At 66.4% G+C, this 18106-nt stretch carries 18 protein-coding genes and 1 pseudogene; 7 read left to right on the forward strand and 12 right to left on the reverse strand.

What is annotated here, in order from left to right:
* Positions 1-37 precede the first annotated feature (37 nt).
* The 6 genes from ACIA49_RS35230 to ACIA49_RS35255 form a co-directional block, all read right to left on the reverse strand.
* On the reverse strand, positions 38-796 hold the full coding sequence (locus ACIA49_RS35230; RefSeq protein ID WP_396382502.1) for a hypothetical protein: 759 nt from the start codon (positions 794-796) through the stop codon (positions 38-40).
* A gap of 218 nt (positions 797-1014) precedes the next feature.
* On the reverse strand, positions 1015-2145 hold the full coding sequence (locus ACIA49_RS35235) for a hypothetical protein (protein WP_396382504.1): 1131 nt from the start codon (positions 2143-2145) through the stop codon (positions 1015-1017).
* Between the two features lie 330 nt (positions 2146-2475).
* Positions 2476-2880 carry an FAD-dependent oxidoreductase gene (locus tag ACIA49_RS35240; RefSeq protein ID WP_396382662.1) on the reverse strand — a complete coding sequence of 135 codons (405 nt, stop codon included), beginning with the start codon at positions 2878-2880 and terminating at the stop codon, positions 2476-2478.
* Positions 2877-3014, reverse strand: a complete 138-nt coding sequence (locus ACIA49_RS35245; RefSeq protein ID WP_396382667.1) for a hypothetical protein — start codon at positions 3012-3014, stop codon at positions 2877-2879. The genes ACIA49_RS35240 and ACIA49_RS35245 overlap by 4 nt, the downstream gene beginning before the upstream one ends.
* A gap of 139 nt (positions 3015-3153) precedes the next feature.
* The gene (locus tag ACIA49_RS35250) at positions 3154-4293 is read right to left on the reverse strand and encodes a S8 family serine peptidase (RefSeq protein ID WP_396382505.1); all 1140 of its coding nucleotides are present in this window, start codon (positions 4291-4293) and stop codon (positions 3154-3156) included.
* Positions 4272-6788 carry a fibronectin type III domain-containing protein gene (locus ACIA49_RS35255; protein ID WP_396382507.1) on the reverse strand — a complete coding sequence of 839 codons (2517 nt, stop codon included), beginning with the start codon at positions 6786-6788 and terminating at the stop codon, positions 4272-4274. Before ACIA49_RS35255 ends, ACIA49_RS35250 begins: the two co-directional genes overlap by 22 nt.
* Before the next feature lie 317 nt (positions 6789-7105).
* Here ACIA49_RS35255 and ACIA49_RS35260 point away from each other — a divergent pair, with 317 nt between their 5' ends.
* Entirely contained in the window at positions 7106-7540 is a 435-nt protein-coding gene (locus ACIA49_RS35260; RefSeq protein WP_396382509.1) for a nitroreductase/quinone reductase family protein, read from the forward strand.
* On the opposite strand, the gene ACIA49_RS35265 is transcribed toward ACIA49_RS35260, so the two are convergent.
* The 3 genes from ACIA49_RS35265 to ACIA49_RS35275 are packed head-to-tail and all read right to left on the reverse strand — an operon-like array spanning position 7527 to position 9083.
* Positions 7527-7814, reverse strand: coding sequence for a hypothetical protein (locus tag ACIA49_RS35265; protein ID WP_396382510.1), 288 nt, complete (start codon positions 7812-7814; stop codon positions 7527-7529). The two genes, ACIA49_RS35260 and ACIA49_RS35265, sit on opposite strands and share 14 nt — an antisense overlap.
* Before the next feature lie 59 nt (positions 7815-7873).
* Positions 7874-8197 carry a hypothetical protein gene (locus ACIA49_RS35270; protein WP_396382511.1) on the reverse strand — a complete coding sequence of 108 codons (324 nt, stop codon included), beginning with the start codon at positions 8195-8197 and terminating at the stop codon, positions 7874-7876.
* 4 nt (positions 8198-8201) lie between these two features.
* Positions 8202-9083 (reverse strand): alpha/beta fold hydrolase, encoded by an 882-nt coding sequence (locus ACIA49_RS35275; RefSeq protein WP_396382512.1) that lies wholly within the window; start codon positions 9081-9083, stop codon positions 8202-8204.
* A gap of 175 nt (positions 9084-9258) precedes the next feature.
* Between ACIA49_RS35275 and ACIA49_RS35280 the strand changes: the two are divergent.
* The 3 genes and pseudogenes from ACIA49_RS35280 to ACIA49_RS35290 form a co-directional block, all read left to right on the forward strand.
* Positions 9259-9480, forward strand: a pseudogene (locus ACIA49_RS35280) (hypothetical protein); the annotation flags it as partial.
* Positions 9481-9594: 114 nt separating this feature from the next.
* Entirely contained in the window at positions 9595-11034 is a 1440-nt protein-coding gene (locus ACIA49_RS35285) for an acyltransferase domain-containing protein (protein ID WP_396382513.1), read from the forward strand.
* Positions 11031-12617, forward strand: a complete 1587-nt coding sequence (locus tag ACIA49_RS35290; RefSeq protein ID WP_396382514.1) for a fatty acyl-AMP ligase — start codon at positions 11031-11033, stop codon at positions 12615-12617. Before ACIA49_RS35285 ends, ACIA49_RS35290 begins: the two co-directional genes overlap by 4 nt.
* Before the next feature lie 107 nt (positions 12618-12724).
* Here ACIA49_RS35290 and ACIA49_RS35295 read toward each other — a convergent pair whose 3' ends face one another.
* Complete coding sequence (locus ACIA49_RS35295) at positions 12725-13246, reverse strand: GNAT family N-acetyltransferase (protein ID WP_396382516.1); 522 nt, start codon at positions 13244-13246, stop codon at positions 12725-12727.
* On the reverse strand, positions 13233-14399 hold the full coding sequence (locus tag ACIA49_RS35300) for a hypothetical protein (RefSeq protein ID WP_396382517.1): 1167 nt from the start codon (positions 14397-14399) through the stop codon (positions 13233-13235). The genes ACIA49_RS35295 and ACIA49_RS35300 overlap by 14 nt, the downstream gene beginning before the upstream one ends.
* A gap of 508 nt (positions 14400-14907) precedes the next feature.
* Between ACIA49_RS35300 and ACIA49_RS35305 the strand changes: the two genes are divergently transcribed.
* The 3 genes from ACIA49_RS35305 to ACIA49_RS35315 are packed head-to-tail and all read left to right on the forward strand — an operon-like array spanning position 14908 to position 16964.
* A complete protein-coding gene (locus ACIA49_RS35305) occupies positions 14908-15645 on the forward strand; it encodes a class E sortase (protein WP_396382518.1) in 738 nt (245 codons plus the stop codon).
* A 16-nt stretch (positions 15646-15661) separates the two neighbouring features.
* Positions 15662-16321, forward strand: coding sequence for a ferritin-like domain-containing protein (locus tag ACIA49_RS35310; protein WP_396382519.1), 660 nt, complete (start codon positions 15662-15664; stop codon positions 16319-16321).
* A 13-nt stretch (positions 16322-16334) separates the two neighbouring features.
* A complete protein-coding gene (locus ACIA49_RS35315; RefSeq protein WP_396382521.1) occupies positions 16335-16964 on the forward strand; it encodes a ferritin-like domain-containing protein in 630 nt (209 codons plus the stop codon).
* Between the two features lie 93 nt (positions 16965-17057).
* Here the strand turns inward: ACIA49_RS35315 and ACIA49_RS35320 are convergent, their stop codons facing one another.
* Positions 17058-18038, reverse strand: coding sequence for a ferritin-like domain-containing protein (locus tag ACIA49_RS35320; protein ID WP_396382522.1), 981 nt, complete (start codon positions 18036-18038; stop codon positions 17058-17060).
* Between the last annotated feature and the right edge of the window lie 68 nt (positions 18039-18106).

The following is an 18106-nucleotide window of genomic DNA, read 5'->3' on the forward strand; positions in this document are numbered from 1 at the left end:
GAGAGACCGGCGGACCCTTGTTTAAAGCGGCGGCTGCCTAGTCCTTTGCATCGGCTCTGGGCGCAGGGGTTTCGCCATGGCCCACACGGAGCATAGCCAGCAAGTTCGCACCGAGGGCTGTCAACGCGTAGGCACCCTTACCCTCCAAGCCGGCCCAGGTCCCCTCGTACGTATCCCGAACCAGTTGCAGAGATAGGAGTGAGTCGAGAATGATGGCGACCACGGTCGCCGGGTAGTTGGATGCACTCCCCAGTCGCTCCGCGCTGATGCCTACGGATCGCGTCTCGTCATCGCCGTCGGGCGACGGCGTCTCATCCGCGAAACTATCAACGATGGCGAGGATCTCGATATGCTCCTCGTCGAGGGACTCAAGAACTCTCAACATGACGCTCGCGAGCGTGGGCGCCGATTTGCCAAGCGTCTCGCGACGCGCAAATGCACTAAGGATTGCCGCAAACGCCTCAATCTTGCGATCTGTCTGTGCAGTCCTGGCCGCCTGCATGCCGCGCACCCAGAGATCGGCAAGATCTCCATCGTCGTTGAGCAACTGTTCCAGCACCGCCAAGTCGGTGTCGAGCCTGTCAATGACGCTGAACAGCAGGTCTGCTTGACGTCGCTGGGCTCGCGCCTCGACAACATTGAGGGCCTCGATGGTGGGTCCCCCGAGGCCGGGCATGAAACTCAACGCGACTTTCAGGCCGTCTGCTCCGAGTTCTCGAAGGTGTTGGCCGACCGTCCCGTTCTTCCTACGCTGCGGGACTCGACCGCCCTCAGAGCTGGAGACGTCCTCGTTCATACACAGTCCTCTCGTCAGGTCAGCCGTGCCCGAATTGCACCATCCACACCAGTCCCCGCAGCCGAGGTCGATTGGCTGACCTCTCCCGGACCGACTGACCACTCGTATCACGTCCTCGAAGGAACTGAAGGCCTCGCGCCGCAAGTGGCAGACGGTCCGAACTTCGCCAACCCGGGCAAGAGGTCATGGGTCTTGGTGAACTCAGTCGAATGGCGATATCACGTCGAACTGGACGAGACGCCAAGGTTCAGCGTTGTCAGGATGACCTGCGGGAGGACGCCGGGAAGAGCCAGAACATCGAAGTTTGCAGCCGGCACGAGAGACCGGACACGACCCAAAAGATCTTGCATGAAGAGCAGCAGCATGGCGGTGAAAGCCAGGTCAGAGGGGCTGGAGTCAGCGTCGCGCAGGCCCGTGGTCAGCATGAGCCTCGCAGGCCCGACGAGCGAGCCGATCATCCACTCTCGTGCCGCTGGGCCAGGCGTATTGGACGCGACTTCAGCCTCCGTGTCGGCGCAGAGACGGTCAGCCCATTCGGCGACCTGCATGGCCGTCTCCAACGCGTTGCGGAGCTCCGCGAGCGGTCGGTTGACCGCATACTCCTCGAACTGCTGCCGTAGGTCTCCTTCAGGGATGAACGAGAGGCCTCCGGATTCATTGAGCAGTAGCTCGCGGTCGGCTTCGTCGTCAGGCCAGTTGCGCTCCATGTCCGCGGCGACTGGCACGACTGCGTTCTTCGGAAGGACCGACCGCGCCATCTGTGCCATCTGCTCGATGGTCAAGTCCCCGCCACCTTTCAGCAGGGCAAGGACTGCGTTGTAGGCCCAGTCCTTCGGTGTAAGCGGATCACTGGTCGGGCCTGGATCGAGGTCGCCGAGGCCTGGCAGGGCCCAGTCGGCTCCGAGCGCCTCAAGAGATTGGTCGATGCGTCGGACGCGCTCAGGCAGCACGGTTGCGGCGGGACCAGCGTCTGCTGCAGCTTCTGCGATGTCCTCTGGTTCGGCACCCTCCGGGAAGTCGCGCTCGACCGAGAGGAGTGGTCGCCGGATAGCGGCGACAAAGGCCTCTCGAACCGTAGCCTCCGGAACAGGCAGTCCGTCTGCGAGGGCCAGGAGCGCCAGGTCAGCCGGCCGACGCCCCCGTCGAGCATTCTGCGAGAGCCAGCGGACAAGCTCGATGGTTCCGGCCGCAGCCGTCGCCGAGCTGCCTCGTCCAGGGAAGACTCGCTCGTTCGGAGGCAGCAGACCCTTCTCACGCCAGCGCTCGATCTGACGCGGGGTCGTCGGATAGCCCTCGTCGGACGCTTGCCGGGCGAGCTGTACATCGACAGGGCTGACAGACCGAGACACGGCAACACTGTAGGCCCTTAGAACCCCCCGATCTTCTCCCAACGCACCGTCTGACGACCTGATGCACTGTCCCTGAGCCCGAACGATCTCGGGTGACAACAGATGCGTCGAGTACGCGGGACAGGTGTCAATCACGATGGGTAAGGCCAAAAGAGGCCGTACAGGCTCCGGCCGTGCGACGGACGAGCATCAGCCAGGGTCTGGATCCGCTGCGCGCACCGTGATCGACCTGCTCGACGTCGTGCTCAACTCGCACGCGCTGGTCGCCCTGGCAGTCGGCTATTCTTGCCCAGAGGCCCTATCCGCCATCGAATCGATGTGGCCACATCACTAAGTCCGTACGAGATGTCGAGGCGCCTGTATCGACGTAGCCGCGGCTACGAGACAGCTCACCACCCTCGCACTCGACACGCCCAGGCCCGAGCAGCCTGCAACGTAGCCAGGATCGCGCCCACATCCCAATCGGTCCGGCGAAAATCGCTCCAGCGCGATGCCGTCGACCGCGATGTCACCAACGGCGAATGCGTGCGTGAACCCGTGTCCCGAGAACCCACCGGCCAGCACGAGAGACGGTGCTGCTGCCGGCGCGCCAATCACGAAGTCACCGTCCGGGGTCTTCGAATTCATGCATGGCTCCGCCGCCATCGCGACGGGGTTGATCTGCGGGAACGCCCGCTTCGACCGGGCTGACGTCCTCCGGGCCGAGCAGCTCCGGCAGCCGAGGCCGCCCGTCAGATCCTGTCGACCGGCCGGAGTCCATGATCGGCGGCCGCTGCCGCGACGGCCAGCTGACCACCTACGCCAACACCACCGCCCAGGTGCGTGAGCTCGACGCCGAGCTTCACACCCGCCGGGCACAACCCATCCATGGCCGGACGAGATCTCCTCCCAGTGGCAGCGAGAGAAGCGGCGCCTGAGCAAGGTCGATTCTCTGTATGTCCGGCGGCTTGGGCCGCCGGACATAAGACGCACAATTGGGCGTTCGTCAGAGAACATCACTGATCGTCATCAGCGTGGGCCTGCTGCCGACGCCGGTTCGCGAAGAGTGGGACGAGTCGGCGGGTTCGCCCAAGACTGGTCGAGGCTGGCCATGTCGTTGGGCTGGGATGTCTTGTCGGCCGCCATTCCGGTCTTCAGCAGAACTGATGGTCGGAGGAACTGGGCCAGATTCTGGACGAACGGACTCCAGGTCGGTCCCCGGTACTGCTGGGCTAACCAGTTAATATCCATGACGATCGCCAATCGGCCCCCTCCAGTGACGTCCTGCGGTCCCCATGCGGCGACCACGGCGCGATCCGGTTCGGAGGAATACCCGACGACATTGGCCGGCGCTACGCCCGACAACGAGCCCGGCGAAGCGGTCGTGAGGGTCGACACGGTGCGTGGTCTGCTGGCCAAGCCGAACTGAGCTGACGGGAGGATCGTGACGCTGTCCCCGTCGGGTCCTGCATGGGCGACTGACGAGCCCGGCACGAGGCGATTGATGAGTGCTATCGACGAGCTGTCGACCGAGCAGCAGCCCCAGTCGCCGGTGAGATATACCGACTTGCCGTCGGCGACATAGGCTGCGACACGGTCCTGCTCGCTCTCGGTCAAGGCATCGGTGTCGACGTACCAGATCTGGCCGAAGCCGGACAGATCGTTCGGCAACGTCCGGGAGGTTGCTACGGAGTATCCGAGCGACTCGAGCTGGGCGGTCAGGTCACCTAGATCGGTTCCGTTCCCGGACGACGTTCTGTCGCCCTGACCGGCGATCAATACGTCGCCACGGCGGATGCCGTCACGTACACATTCGACCGCTGCTCGAGCGTCGATAACCGGGATCGATCCGGCGAATGCGATCTTGGGCTGGATCGGGGCGTCGTCGGCCTTCGCAGGCAGCGTGCTCCGTGACGTCAGATTCGGCGTCGAGATGCCGGCGGTGGAGGTTATGCAGCTTCCTACGTCAGCAGCAGTCGCTGACAGATTCGACGAGATCGCCAATGCGGCAACCCCGGCAACGACAGGTGCTGCCATCGAAGTTCCCGCCATGGGTGAGTAGGTCGGGCACCACCCCTTGTTGAGGAGTCCACACTTTCGCGGTGTCGTACTCCAGACACCGCTGGCCCCGCCCTGGATGTCAACGCCTACACCTCCCGGCGCGGCCACTCCACTCCCGGACCAAAGTTGGAAAACGATGCCAACGTGCTGTCGGAGTTGCTGGCTGCCACCGTGATGACGTTGGGGAGGGCCCAGCTGGCGCCGAACGGGCTGTGTACGCCCACGCCACAGTTGTTGCCTGCTGAGAGCGTCCAGACGATGTCCCTGCCGATAGGTCCGTTGAACAGTTGCCGGGACGGCGCCGCACCGGCCTGCATCTCTGCGTTGATTGCGTCGCTCCGCGCCTTGGTCACGCAGAAGTCAGGGTCGTGCTCGTTCTTACCGAGACTCATGTTGATAACCCGCGGTTCAGTTTTTGCGGTCTGCCGGGCGGCCTGCAAGGCATTCTTTCCGAGTTGTGCCTTGATGTCTCCCGGTGCGAGTCCACTCGAAACGACAGGGCATCCCCACGCCGTGCCGACGAGACCACGGCCATTGGCGACTGCGCATGCCAAACCCGCAACGTGGGTGGCATGTTCGGCGATCTCGGTACTGCCGAGAGTCTGGGTGACATTGAGATCCTCGTGGTCCCGGTACACGGTGCCACCATCGACGATGCCGACCTTGACGTTGCCTCCGGTGGTGATGTCCCAGGCCTCCTGCGCATGAATCTGCTGGAACGGCCACTTGACGGCCTGGCCGTCGTCGTTCCAGTCGCCCGGCGGAGTTGCGTTGATCTCTGCAGATCCGAACGTCGACCGGGTGGCGGAGGCAACGATTGGTGAGCTGGACAGCTCCGCGAGGATGGGGTCGAGATCGGAGGGCGGCGTTGTCCAACGCAGCTCGTAGACGCCCAGATCCTCCAGGCCTCCACTGACGACAGCGCCGACGCCCATGGCCAGCGATCGTGCCTCACCGAGAGTGCCCGGATTCTGGGGAGAGCCGAGGGTGAGGATGACCTCGTCATTGAGCGCCTTGACGTCGTCGACGGTCTCGGCACGAGCCAATCTGTCGGGCGCAGGCTGTGTGAAGTCCTCGTTGGCTGGAGTCGCATCAGCGAGCGCAATGACACTCGCGTTGATGGCGACGACGAAGGGGATGTCGCAGTTCTTGTCGACACAGCCAGATCCGTCCGCCACAAGGCTGGCCAAGCCGCTGTCCACGGTCGACGTTACCGCGAGGGTGACGACCCCCGTATCGGTCAGTTGCACCGTCAGGCCTGCCGGGCTTCCCGACCGAGGGTGTATCGAGGCAACTCGTGAGAACGTGTCGGAGACATCGATCGGGATCGAACTGCCGACGATGACGTCAACGGAGCGCTCGAGGCTGACTGGCGTACCGCTTGATGTCGTTGCGCGTACCGTCGCCGCTGTGGCGAGTTCGGGCGTGCCGTTGTGTGCGAAGAGCGCGTACGAGTACTCGGTGCCAGCGGCCAGTCCGCCGTCGGTGTACTCGGTGGTGTTCGTGGGAACTTCTGCGACCAGAGACCCTTCGCTCGGTGACTCCGGCGCGGTCGCGCCGGCCAGGCGTCGGATCATGACACCCGCAAGGCTCGGTTCGGTCGGGTTCTTCCACGTGAGTGACACCGATGCTGGAGTCATCACCGAAGTGCCCGCATCTGTGACGGGGCCGGGCGGTTCTGCAGTGGCCGCCGTCGTCGCGGAGATAGAAATCGCCGAGGAGTAGTTCGCAGTGAAGTCGTGGGAGAAGAAGGCGAACGTGTACTGCGTGCCCGAGACAAGACCCATCACGTCAACTTCGGCGGCGGGCATTGTCAGCTCCGCGACCGCGGTTCCACTGGTGGGCGAAGAGGGCGGTGTCGAACCAGAAGCACTCCGCACGGTGACGCCTGCGAAGTCTGCGTCTACGGGATTGTGCCAGGACAGCTTGACCGACGTGCCGGTGACGCTGCTGACCGAGATGTTGGTAACCCGAGCTGGCGCGGTCGTGTCATGGATCGTGTAGCCGTAAATGTTGGCGATGAGTTGGACGGTGCCGGCCGAGCCGTTGAAGAAGGTAACCTTGCCACCGATACCGACCGGAACGCTGACAAGGTTCGCGACGGTCTGTCGCGCTGAGTAGTACACGTTGGGCGTTCGCGGCCGGGCTCCACCTCCGGGGTAAGTGGTGATAGACCCGTTGGTCGATCCGCCGGCGGCAACCACATTGAGGAGCACAGTTGCGAGGCCAGTGCTTGGAATACCCGCCCGGCCAGTGACCTGAACGGTGACGGCGGCGTTCGGCTTGACCGCGGCTCGCGGGATACCGGTGCCAACTCCGGAGTCAACGATTCGCGCTGCTGCCACTGCGCGGTACGCGCCCGCTTGGGCTGCGGCGCCGGCCAGCGTGTAGCCGTGAATGTTGGCGATGAGTTGGACAGTGCCGGCCGAGCCGTTGAAGAAGGTAACCTTGCCACCGATACCGACCGGAACGCCGACGAGGTTCGCGACGGTCTGTCGCGGTGGGTAATACAGGTTGGGCGTTCGCGGCCGGGCTCCACTCCCCGGGTACGCGGTGATGGATCCGCTGGCGGTTCCGGCGGTCGCGACGACGTTCAGCAGCACGCTGCCCACACCACTGACAGGCACGCCGCCCCGGCCGGTTACCTGGACGGTGACGGCAGTGTTCGCGCGAACCTGGTCACGTCCTGGCCCGAGTGCGGAGCGGAGCCGGAGACGACCAATCGGAGTGCACTGGCGATGCCGGCGGGGGGGGTTCCGCGTTCCAGACCAGCTCGGCCAGCGTGCTGTCCGGCAGGTCGTCGTGGTCAGTGCCTTCAGCAACCGTCGCGGCAGAACACCCGGCTGATGTAGCTACCCTCGGACTGAAGGGACAAAAGGGCGGGCGACGTGCCCTAACGGGCATATCGGCCGTGGCTACGATGTACAAAGTACTTATGTGGGAGCACAACAAGGATGTCATCGCGAGCTTTCGCGCCAACGGCGGAAAGGTCGCAGCCGACGTCAGACCGGCGCTGGCGAAGGCCGACGTCGTTCTGATCGGGACCACCGGCGCCAGAACAGGCAAGAAGTATGTGATTCCGCTGGTGTACTTCAGCCTCGGTGACGACTTCTTCGTCGTGGGCACGGCCGGGGGAAGCACCACGACGCCGTCGTGGTGCCACAACCTGCGTGCGCATCCCGACGTCGAGGTCGAGCGAGGAACCGAGAGATATCCCGGCGTCGCCGTGCTGGTGGAGGACGCGGACGAGCGGGCTCGGCTGTTCGCGCAGGCCGTCGAGACCATGCCGGCTTTCGGTGCCTACGCGGAGACGGCCGGTCGCGTCATTCCCGTCTTCGTCATCAGGCGACGCTGAAGCGCGCACGAAGCGCATCTGTCAGCTCGGGCGACATCCCGAGTCCGCTTGTGCCGCGATCTGCCTGGGTTTGGCTCTGCGGTCGCAGCGACCTCCACGCGCGCTCGTTCAGCCCGTCGGAGGCTTCGTCCTTGACCTCCGCGGTGGCGCCGGTCCGGAAATCGGCGGTGAGCCTGCCACCGGCGTTGCCTACAGCAACATTCCACGGGTTGGTCGCGTCCGAGGACCCGGCGCCGGCGGCGATAGCGAGCTGCAGGTCGGTGCCGCCGATCACCGCGGCGACGACCGGATCGCGCCGGATCGCTGTGTCGAGCAGGCTCGGTGGAGCCCGGTTCAGGCGCCGGGCGGGCGACCGACCCAGGTCTGTACGTAGTAGCTCTTCGGCTGGCCGCAGGAGGCGCGGGAGATCTGGTTCGACGGAACCCAGCGGCCCGCGTAATTCGCGTCGACGCAGACCACCACCACGCGGTGCCAGTACGCCTCATTGCCGGGCGGGCAGTACGACTGGTAGTCGCCGTACACACCGGGGGTGGGTCGCGCGGCGCAGGTCGACCCCGCCGCCGAGGCCGGGGCCGGCGCGAAGGTTGCCGGAATCAACGGGTCCGCCGCGGGGAATCCTGGGCGCGCCGACGCCGGGCGGATGAAGGTGATTGACACGCGCCTAGCGCGCCGACAGCAGTTGCTCGATCGCTGCGATGACGACATCAGGACGGTCTTTCGGTACGTCGTGGGAGCTTCGTTCGGCGGTGATGAGCCGCCGGTTGGGCGCCGCGTCGACGAACGTCTGCTGGGCGTTTCGCCACAGCTGGGCGTCTTGAGGGCTCTCGAAGGGAGTTGTTGCCGAGACGATGGAGATGACGGGGATGCCGTGGGGCCAGGAGATCCGGTGGTACGCGCGGTGTGCCGGGCCGAAGTTGGCGGCGGTGGCTTGGAGTTGCCGGGTCTTCTTGGTTGAAGGCTGGTTCTTCAGCCCTGCGATCACGGGCCGGTAGGCGGCGTCGAGCCGGGCGACCTCTTCGTCGGTGAAGAAGTTGGGCACGTTGGCGTCGACCAGGACCGCCGCGGCGACCTGTTGAGGACGGTCTTTGGCGAAGTACGTGGCGACCTCACCGGCCTGCGAATGCGAGACCAAGAGCACCGGGCCGGTGACGCCGATCTGGGTCAGTCCCGCTTCGAGGTCGGACACAGCGCTGGCGACGTTCCAGGGACCGGGCAGCTCGTCGCTTTGTCCGAGGCCGGCGCGGTCGTAGGTGACGATCGTCGCGCCGGTCTTCGCCGCCAGCACCGGCACCAGCTTGTTCCAGTACGACGAGTCCTCGCCGCCCCCCGAATCCAGGACGATGGTCCGCGAGCGTCCGGGCGTGACATGGAAGGCCACCGCTCGGCCCTTGTTCTCGGTCATCCGCAACGCAGCGGCCGGTGCACTCGGTGGTTTCGCGGCCGGGGCGGGCGTCGTCTCCGCGCACCCGGACAACCCGGCCAGCATGGTGACCACAGCAAGGACTCCCAGCGCCGTACGGCGTCCGTTTGGCTTATGGGGCATGGTGACAGCTCCAACCGTGAGATCGATCGATGACCTCCAGCCTTGCGAGCTTCGTCCTCAAGAGCAGGAGAGCCAGCACCACAGCGACGGGCTCCCAACCCCCCTGGAAGGTTGGTGCCATCACCTCCATCAGACGGCGGGCGGTGATGTCCCGGAGCATGGGTACTGATGGATCGTGACCTGTGACCCGAGCGACACCTTTGTGCACGTGCGGGGTGCAGGCGAGCACAATCTGCGCGACGTCGACGTCGACATCCCGCGCGACGCCATGGTCGGCTTCACCGGGGTCTCCGGGTTCGGCAAGTCGTCACTCACGTTCGGCACGCTGTACGCCGAGGCGCAGCGCCGCTACTTCGAGTCGGTCGCGCCGTACGCCCGTCGGCTGCTTCAGCAGGTTGGTGCAACAAACCGTGGACCAAGCTGAAGAAGAAGGACCGGAACTGGCTGCTCTTCACCGACGAGCAGCCGTCGGTGCTGATCACTCCTGACCCTAGGAGGCTACGGTTACGTCGTGGCCACTGTCAGCGAAGAGGAGTTGCGGGGATTCTTGCTGGGGCGGTTGGCGCTGGTGTGCGGAGAGGTCGATCCTGATCGGCGGCTCGAGGAGTACGGGGTGTCGTCGCGGGACGCGGTGGCGATCGCGGGCGAGCTGGGTGAGTTGCTGGATCGGCCCTTGCGGCCGGAGAGATTGTGGCGCAGTCCGACGGTGAATCAGATGGTCCGCGGGCTGATCGCCGAGGGACGCGAGATCGCGATCATCGGACGGGGCCGGCGCCGTGAGGATGCGTTGGAGCGGGCGGGGTTGTTCGAGCCCGAGCGGTTGGAAGTGGTGGCTGACGGGTCCGCAGTGGTGGCAGCTTTGGCCGGGGCGGAGCGGCTGCGGGCGGGCGACGTGGATGTTGTGGTGGCGACTGGGGCGAGTGGATCCGTCGTACTGAAGCGGTTGCCGGAGGCTGAGCGGGACGGGGACCGGATGCTGGCGGTGATCAGTGAGACCGTGACAACGGATGAGGTGGAGTTCGGCGACCTGATTGACGCCGTGCTGGACGGCAAACCGGTGGTTCGGTTGCGGGATGCGGGTGGCGCTGAGCTGGTACTGCGGCGGGTGCGGCCGCCGGTCGCCGCCGTACCGCTGGAGGGGGTTGGACATTTCGCGCTGTCCGACACCAGCATCGAGCGGATCAGCCGGTACGCCGGAGAGTTGGCCGAACATGTCCGCAACAGCAGCGACGCTCTGGCGGATGTCGCGTGCACGCTCGCTCGGCAGGTAGCCCGCGGACCGGTGCGGGCTGTCGTTGTCGCCAGGGATCGGAGCGAACTGCTCGACGGGCTGTCGGCTCTTGCCGGCAACACTCCTCATCCGGCGGTGGTTGCGGGTGAGGCACTCGCGATTCCGCAGCCGGTGTGGGTGTTTTCGGGTGAGCAGCCGTGGTTCAGCCTGCGGAGACTGCTGGAAGGTGAGCCCGAATTCGCCGCGACGATCGGCGAGCTGGATCGGCTACTGCAGTGGGCGTGCGGACTGCAGCTCCACGAGGTAGTACTCACCGGTCGACCACCGGAGCCGCAGCAGGTGGCGGCCGCGCAGTACGGCGTGCAGCTCGCGCTGGCCCTCCTCTGGCGCCAGTACGGCGTGACGCCCGCCGCCGTTGTCGGGCTCTCCACCGGCCGCCTGGCCGCCGCCGTACTCGCGGGCGTCCTCACCACCACCGAAGGCGCGCAACTCCTCGCCGGACAGCCGGCCGAGCACAAGGCCCCACGCGTCCCGTACTACGAGTCACGCGAAGCAGCAGCCCAAGCCGGCCACGAGCTCTTCCTCGACCTCACCCTTCCGTACACCGAGGACCCCGCGATCGCCTTCCACCACCAACTGGCGTCCCTGGAAGCACTCGGCCACCCATTGACCCGACGCCCGGGCCGGATCACCGACCTCCCCCTCCGAGGCCGTCCATGACGACGGTCGACCTGGTACGTCGGTGGGCCGGCGAGAAGCCACATGCGCCGGCTTACACCTTCATCGACTACCAGACCGATCCCAACGGCAGACGGCACACGCTGACCTGGGGTGAGGTCGACCGCCGTGCCCGTACGACGGCGGCAGCGATTCGCCGGCACGCGGCGCGGGGCGACCGGGTCGCGATCCTCGCACCGCAGGGCCTCGATTATCTGGTCGGGCTCGTCGGCTCGTTCTACGCAGGCGCGATCGCGGTCCCGCTCTTTCCACCTGGTCTGTCCGGCCACCAAGCACGCCTCGACAACGCACTCGCCGACAGTGAACCAGCCTGCGTCCTGACCACCGGCGATGTTGCCGTGGACAACTTCCCGGTCGTTGCCCTCGACAACCTGATCGATCAGGACCGGGAACCGGAACCCGTCGACGGCAACGAGATCGCCTACCTGCAGTACACCTCCGGCGCCACCGGCACCCCCTCCGCGGTCATGGTCACGCACGCCAATCTCGTGGCGAACATCGACCAGCTCATCTCCGCGTTCCACTTCCGGCCAGGCCGTTCCACGACGGTCAGCTGGCTTCCCCTCTGGCACGACATGGGCCTGGTTCTCGCCTTCGGCGTACCGCTCCTGTACGGCGATCAGTCCAGCTTCATCGACCCACTCGCCTTCCTGATGCGCCCCGCCCGCTGGCTCGAACTCACCCGGTCGGCGCTCGACGTCTACACAGCCGGCCCGAACTTCGGCTACGACTACTGCACGCGCCGCATCACCGACAAGTCCGCACTCGACCTGTCCCAGGTCAAGGTGTTCCTGAACGGCGCCGAGCCCGTGCGCGCCACCACCGTCGAGGCATTCACCGCCACCTTCCAGGTCCCGCCCGCAACCCACACCCCGGCGTACGGGCTGGCCGAGGCCACCGTCTTCGTCACCAGCGCCAACGTCTCCGAGCCACCAACCACGCACGCCTTCGACCGAGAGGCGATGAGCAGGGGGCGGCTCACGCCGTCCGACGCAGGCCTCGAGCTCGTCTCCCTCGGCACACCGGCAGGTCAGCGCCTCGAGATCGTCGACCCGACCGGCCATCCCTGCGCTCCAGGCGTCATCGGCGAGATCTGGCTGCAAGGCCCCAACGTCGCCGCCGGCTACTGGAACAACCCCGCGCGCACGGCCGACATCTTCGGCGCCCGCCTCGCCGACGGCACCGGCCCCTGGCTACGCACCGGCGACCTCGGCGCCCGGTACGCCGGAGAGCTCTATCTCACCGGCCGTCTCAAGGACCTGGTCATCATCGACGGCCGCAACCACCATCCCCACGACATCGAGGCCACCGTCGAGTCCGCGCACCCACAGCTCAAACCGGGCCGCACAGTCGCGTTCTCCGTCCCCGGGCCCGACACCGAACGCCTCGTCGTCCTGATCGAGAGCACCAACCTTCCCGACGGCGCCATCAGGGCCGCCGTTCAACGCGACCACGGCCTGACCATTCATCAGCTGCTCGAAGTCCCACCCGGCACTATCCGACGAACCTCCAGCGCCAAACTCGCCCGGTCCGCAACCCGCGCCTGGTTCCTCGGCAACCACTAGCTGCAGCAGCGCCCTCCGCCCGGCGCGAGCGGGAACCTGGCTCAGATCCTCGGGGCGGGCCGGCCGTCCGGGACATCTCGCATCTCCTGGGTGAGTGCCCTGAAGCCTCAATCGTCCAGCGCGCGCATCATATGGATCTTCGTGATGGCGATGCCGTCGACGATCACCGCGCGGGGCTCGCTCCCCCAGACCTGGAAGCCGCACGAGCGGTAGAGGTGTTCAGCCGCGTAGTTCCCCGCTGACACTGTCAATCCGATCTGCAGGAGATCCCGGAGGCGGGCTTCGGCGAGAACACCCTGCACCAACTGCCGGCCGATCCCGCGACCACCGAGGCAGCCGGCGACCGCCATACCGAACAGCGTCCCCTTGTGACGTTCCTGCTGGCGTGCGGGCACGAACAAGCCTGCCGTCCCGACGAGAACGCCCGCCGCATCGAACGCTCCGAGAACAATGTCGCTGCTCAACCGCGCCACCCACGCCGACAACGGCATCGCGAGCTCCTCGCCGTACGACGAAGTAAACGCTGACGGCGTACGGCGCAGTGCCTCGAGGCGGAACGCACGGTACGCCACTGCATCGCCCGCACGCAGCTGTCGCACTGAGATCTCGACCTCGTCAGCGGGCGGCATCGACACAACCCTTCGCGACGACGTTGGTGGCGGACGGACCTAAGGCGGCGCGGCCCATCACGGCTACTCCGGCCCCCACAGCAGCGCTGACGCCGGCCAGCGCAAACGACTGAGGGACGCCGTAACGCTGAACAACGGCACCGGCGATCGTCGAGCCCACGGCGCTACCGGCAGCTATCCCGCTCACCAGCCACGAGTAGCCCTGCGTGAGCGAATCGCGCGGGGCGAGTTCGTCGAGCAGGGTGTAGGCAGTGATCATGCGGGGCGCAGCGAATATGCCGACGAGAGCCAGCAATCCACCCAGGATCGCCGCCGAGCCCGCGACGGCCAGCAACGAAACGGCGACCGCCGCAGCGATCGCCAGCCGGACATACCGTCGGCCGGGAGTGGCCGTCCACCCGACCGCGCCGTACCAGAGCCCGCCGATCATGCTGCTCGAGGCGATCACCGCCAGCAGCACTCCCCCTGCCCACGATTCCCCTTGCCGTTCGGCATAAGCCGGTACGGCGACGTTCAGCATCCCGGTCACCACGCCGGCGAACAGCAGTGTCGTCGTGAGAACGCGCATCCCCGGCACCCGTAGTCCTGCCCCTCGGGGGCCTGTCCCCCGCGGTCGCCCGTTGACTGATCGAGACGCCGCTGTGGTGGCGAACGTCGCGGTGCCAACCACTGCGGCGATCCCGGCGACACCGAGCACCGCGGGCGGCGACGCGACCACGACCAACGCCGGCCACAATGCGCGCATCGAACCGCCGAGCGTCGAACCGGTCGCCCCGACCAATGCGGCGAGGGCCAGCACCAGCACGACGTTCGCCCCGGCGAACGCGGCGAGGACCAGACCGGCGAGGGCGGCCGCCTGGGTCGATACCAGAGGGATCAGGATCCTCGACTGTCCCCAACGATCCACCGCTCTTCCCCGGAACGGGGCGCTGACCGTCGTCCCGACCATCAGGGCGGCCAGCACCGCACCCGAAGCCTCGTACGACCTGAGTCGTTCATTGATCAGGACCACCACACCGATCGGCAGCATTCCGTTGGGCAGCCGGCCGATGACCATGGCGGTCGCCAGCCGGCCCACCTGCGGAGCCCGCAGCACTACGAGATATCCACCCATGGCCACCCGGGCCCGAGCGGCAACGCATCCTGAGTTCACCAGCGCCTCCAGAAATCACCGCAGCCACACAGAGCTGAGTGACCTCAGGGCTTTTGTCCCGTCAGTTGCGACGCCGAGGTACGGCGCTGGCACCGCTCGGTCGCGGACCTCCCGCAGACTGCGCGGCAGCGGAACCCTAGGCACATCGCCGTGAGCCTACCAGCCCTTACCTTGACCAGCCAAGGTCATCGTCCGGGCCGGCGGAGCCGGGCGATACCCACAGGCGGGATCATCACAGAAGCCGCGCAGCCGGATGACATTCGGTGATCAGCGACCATCCGGCCGTTGGAGGGCTCCGAAGTCTTGGATCAGGCGACCCGGAACGCCTGACCAAGTGGCCCCAGATCTCCTGAGTGGATCGCCGGGCCACTGAGCTCGCCTTGCCGGACCGAGGAGTATCAGCCTCCGCTCCCGGCCGGCAAGGCGAGGCCCATCTTCACCCGACGGCGAAGACGACCCGAGGTCGAACACCTGATTCCTCACCTATCCGGTTCTCCGAGGGCACCGAATGACCCCTCGAGACCCCGGTGAGGAGGCGGTCGGCGCCATGAAGACCTGGAAACCGGTCTATCGATGGCTGGCAGCGAGTACGGGCTTTGCCGCGTTGGTTGCGGTGGGAGTCGTGGTGTTCGGGCCAGATGGTGACAAGGCGGTGTCCGGCAGCGCGGCACCGACAGCCAGTACGACGAGTGCGGCGCCGGCCACGAACGAGCCGGACGCGTTGGTGAATCGGATGCTCGATCAACTGCGAGACGGCAAGCCCGTCGAGCCCCAGTTCGCGCCTGGAGAAGGCAATCCGGCGGCTGGTGTCCCGATCGAGGCCATCAAGGCCAAGCCGGGTGAGCAGTTGCGGCTCGGCAAGCTCGTGATTCCGCGACTGAAGCTGGACACCGTGCTGAACAACGGAGTCGACGAGGCAGCCCTCGTCCACGGCGTCGGGCACTGGCCCGGTACGCCGTTGCCCGGTAGCGCGGGGAACTCGGTGATCAGCGGACATCGCAGCACCAACGAGAAGCCGTTCCTTTATCTCGACAGGCTCCGGCCGGGTGACCCGATCGCGGTCACCGCCGGTTCGCGAACCACGACGTACAAGGTCTTCAAGACCACGATCGTGCCGCAGGACGACTACGTGAAGTTCGTCCTTCGCCAACCAACCAAGTCCAACGACAAGGTCATCACCTTGTTCGCCTGCAATCCCATCACCGCCCACTACCAGCGCATCGTCGTCCAGGCGCGCGCCGGTTGAGGCACCAAGGAGAGTCATGGGTATCAAGGCAATTTTCGGGGGCCGTCCGGTTCTCGAGTTCGCCGACGAGCACAGCCGGCGCAGTTTCCTGCGCAACGCGGCTCTGATCGGCGTCGGAGCGACGTACGTCGCGTCCCGGATCGGCGATCCGATCGCCTTCGGGACCGCCGATCGTGGCTACACGGGCGAGGCCGCGAAGAGCGATCTCGACATCCTGAACTACGCATTGACGCTGGAGTATCTGGAGTCGGCGTTCTATACAGCGGGTTTGAAGGCGAAGCTGCTGAAGGGTCGTGAGCTGGAGCTGATCGAGCCGATCCAGCAGCACGAGGCCAACCACGTCACCGCGGTCCGGACGACGATCATGGACCTCGGCGGCAAGCCGGTCTCACAGCCGAAGGTGAAGTTCCCGGCCGGCACGTTCGCGAGCCGGGCGTCGTTCCTGAAGACCGCGGCCACGTTCGAGGAGCTCGGCGTGAAGGCGTACCACGGGCAGGTGCCGCTGGTGAAGGACGGCGCGATCCTGGCCGCGGCGGCGTCGATCGCCGGCGTCGAGTCGCGGCACGCGGCGATCATCGCCCAGATCAGTGGCGGGAATCCGTTCCCGGCACCGATCGAGGCACATCTCGGGATGGCGCCGGTCCTGAAGGCCGCGATGCCGTTCCTGGCGAAGTGACGAGGAGCAGACAATGACTGACACCATTCGTGATCTGGTCCACGGGAACTCCTCGCAGGTCGAGGCCGGCGCCGCGATCGGCGCGCTGAACCACGGCTTCCAGCTCTCCGCGGCCAAGGACTTCACCAGTGACATCGACGTCCTGAACTACGCGCTGACGCTGGAGTATCTGGAGGCCGAGTTCTACCGGCAGGGCAACAAGGCCGGGCTGCTGTCCGGCAAGGAGAAGCAGTACCTGATGCAGATCGGTGCTGACGAGGCGTCGCATGTCGCGACCATCACCGCCACCATCCAAAAGCTCGGTGGCAACCCGGTCGGTGCGCCCGCGGTCGACTTCGGTGGCTCGTTCGAGTCCCGGAAGAGCTACCTGACCACAGCGCACGTGTTCGAGAATAAGGGCGTCGGAGCGTATCTGGGCGCGGCCGGGTTCGTGAAGGACAAGATGATCCTCCAGGCCGCGGCCGGGATCTTCGGCGTCGAGGCCCGGCACGCCGCGGTCGTCGGCAACCTGCTCGGGCTCAAGGCCGAAGGCGGTGTCTACCTCGGCTCCACCGAGGTCGGCGTACCGAAGGCCGAGATCCTGAAGGCGGTCGCGCCGTTCCTGCAGGATCCGGACAAGGTGGTTGCCGCGATCACCTACTGACGCTCCCCCGCCGGGGCCAAGCGTCCGGCCCCACTCGGCGGGTCGAAGAGGTTGGTGGCCGGCCGAGTGAGGACGGCCGGCCACCGGGTCACATCAGTTGGCGCGGCTCGTGTTGATCGCGCCGTTCACACCGGCTGGGAAGAACCCACCCTTGGTGGCCTTCTTCGGCGTCAGGTAGACGACGTTCAGGACCTGGTCGGCGCCGCGGCTGAACGCGATACCGTTCGCGTCCGTCGGGACGATGTTGGTCCGGCCCCGGTACGTCGTGCCTTGGTCGAGGTCGGTCTTTCCGTCGAGGCTGTCGCGAGCGTTCGAGATCGCGACCGACGGCGCCTCGAGGCCCTTGGCGACCAGCGAGGTGCGGATGTTGGCAGCGTGGTAAGCCTCCACCGCGAGGATCCCGGCAGCAGCCTCGAGGTAGGTCTTGTTGCTGATCAACGGCGCCGCACCCTTGTACGCCGTCACGCCGACGTCCTCGAACACGTAGGCGGCGAGCAGGAAGTTGTTCTCGTTGGCATAGGCATCGAACTTCTGGCCCGGCTTGATCAGCCCCGCCGCGGTCGCCGCCGCCGTGAAGGCCGCGTCGATGTCGATCGCCGGCCGCGCGACCGCCGCCGTGCCGAGCGCCTTGCGCAGGAACCTCACGTGCGCCAGTTCGTCGGCCGCGATCTCATCGGCGTACGCCTTGACCGACTTGGTCTGGAACTTCACCTTACGGCCCCCGCGGACGCCGCCGGGCTTGCCCTTGCCGTAGACCTCGGCCGCGGACAGGCCGTAGCCGCGGACCGCACGCAGGTAGAACTCCGCTTCCAGGTACTCCAGGTTGAGCGCGAAGTTCAGCACCGCGCCGTCGCTGGGCTGAGCGCCCTTGTGCTCCTCGCCCAGGTTCAGGTCGAGGTCGAGTCCGTTGCTGTCGGCCGACGCGGCGTTGAAAGCACCACTGGCGAGCAGCCCGCCACCGGCCAGGCCCGCACCGGCGCCGACGACGCCGGCCGCGCGCAGGAACTTGCGCCGGTCGACGCCGTTCTCGGCGCTGCGATCGATCGCATTGCGAATGAACAGTTTGTCGAACATCTCATCTCCGAGTTCGAGTTCCGCCCGGCCAGGCGGCCGGGACGGTCTGCCGACGCACGCCTGCAGCA

The organism is Kribbella sp. NPDC051587 (assembly GCF_044453945.1).
GTDB lineage: Bacteria > Actinomycetota > Actinomycetes > Propionibacteriales > Kribbellaceae > Kribbella.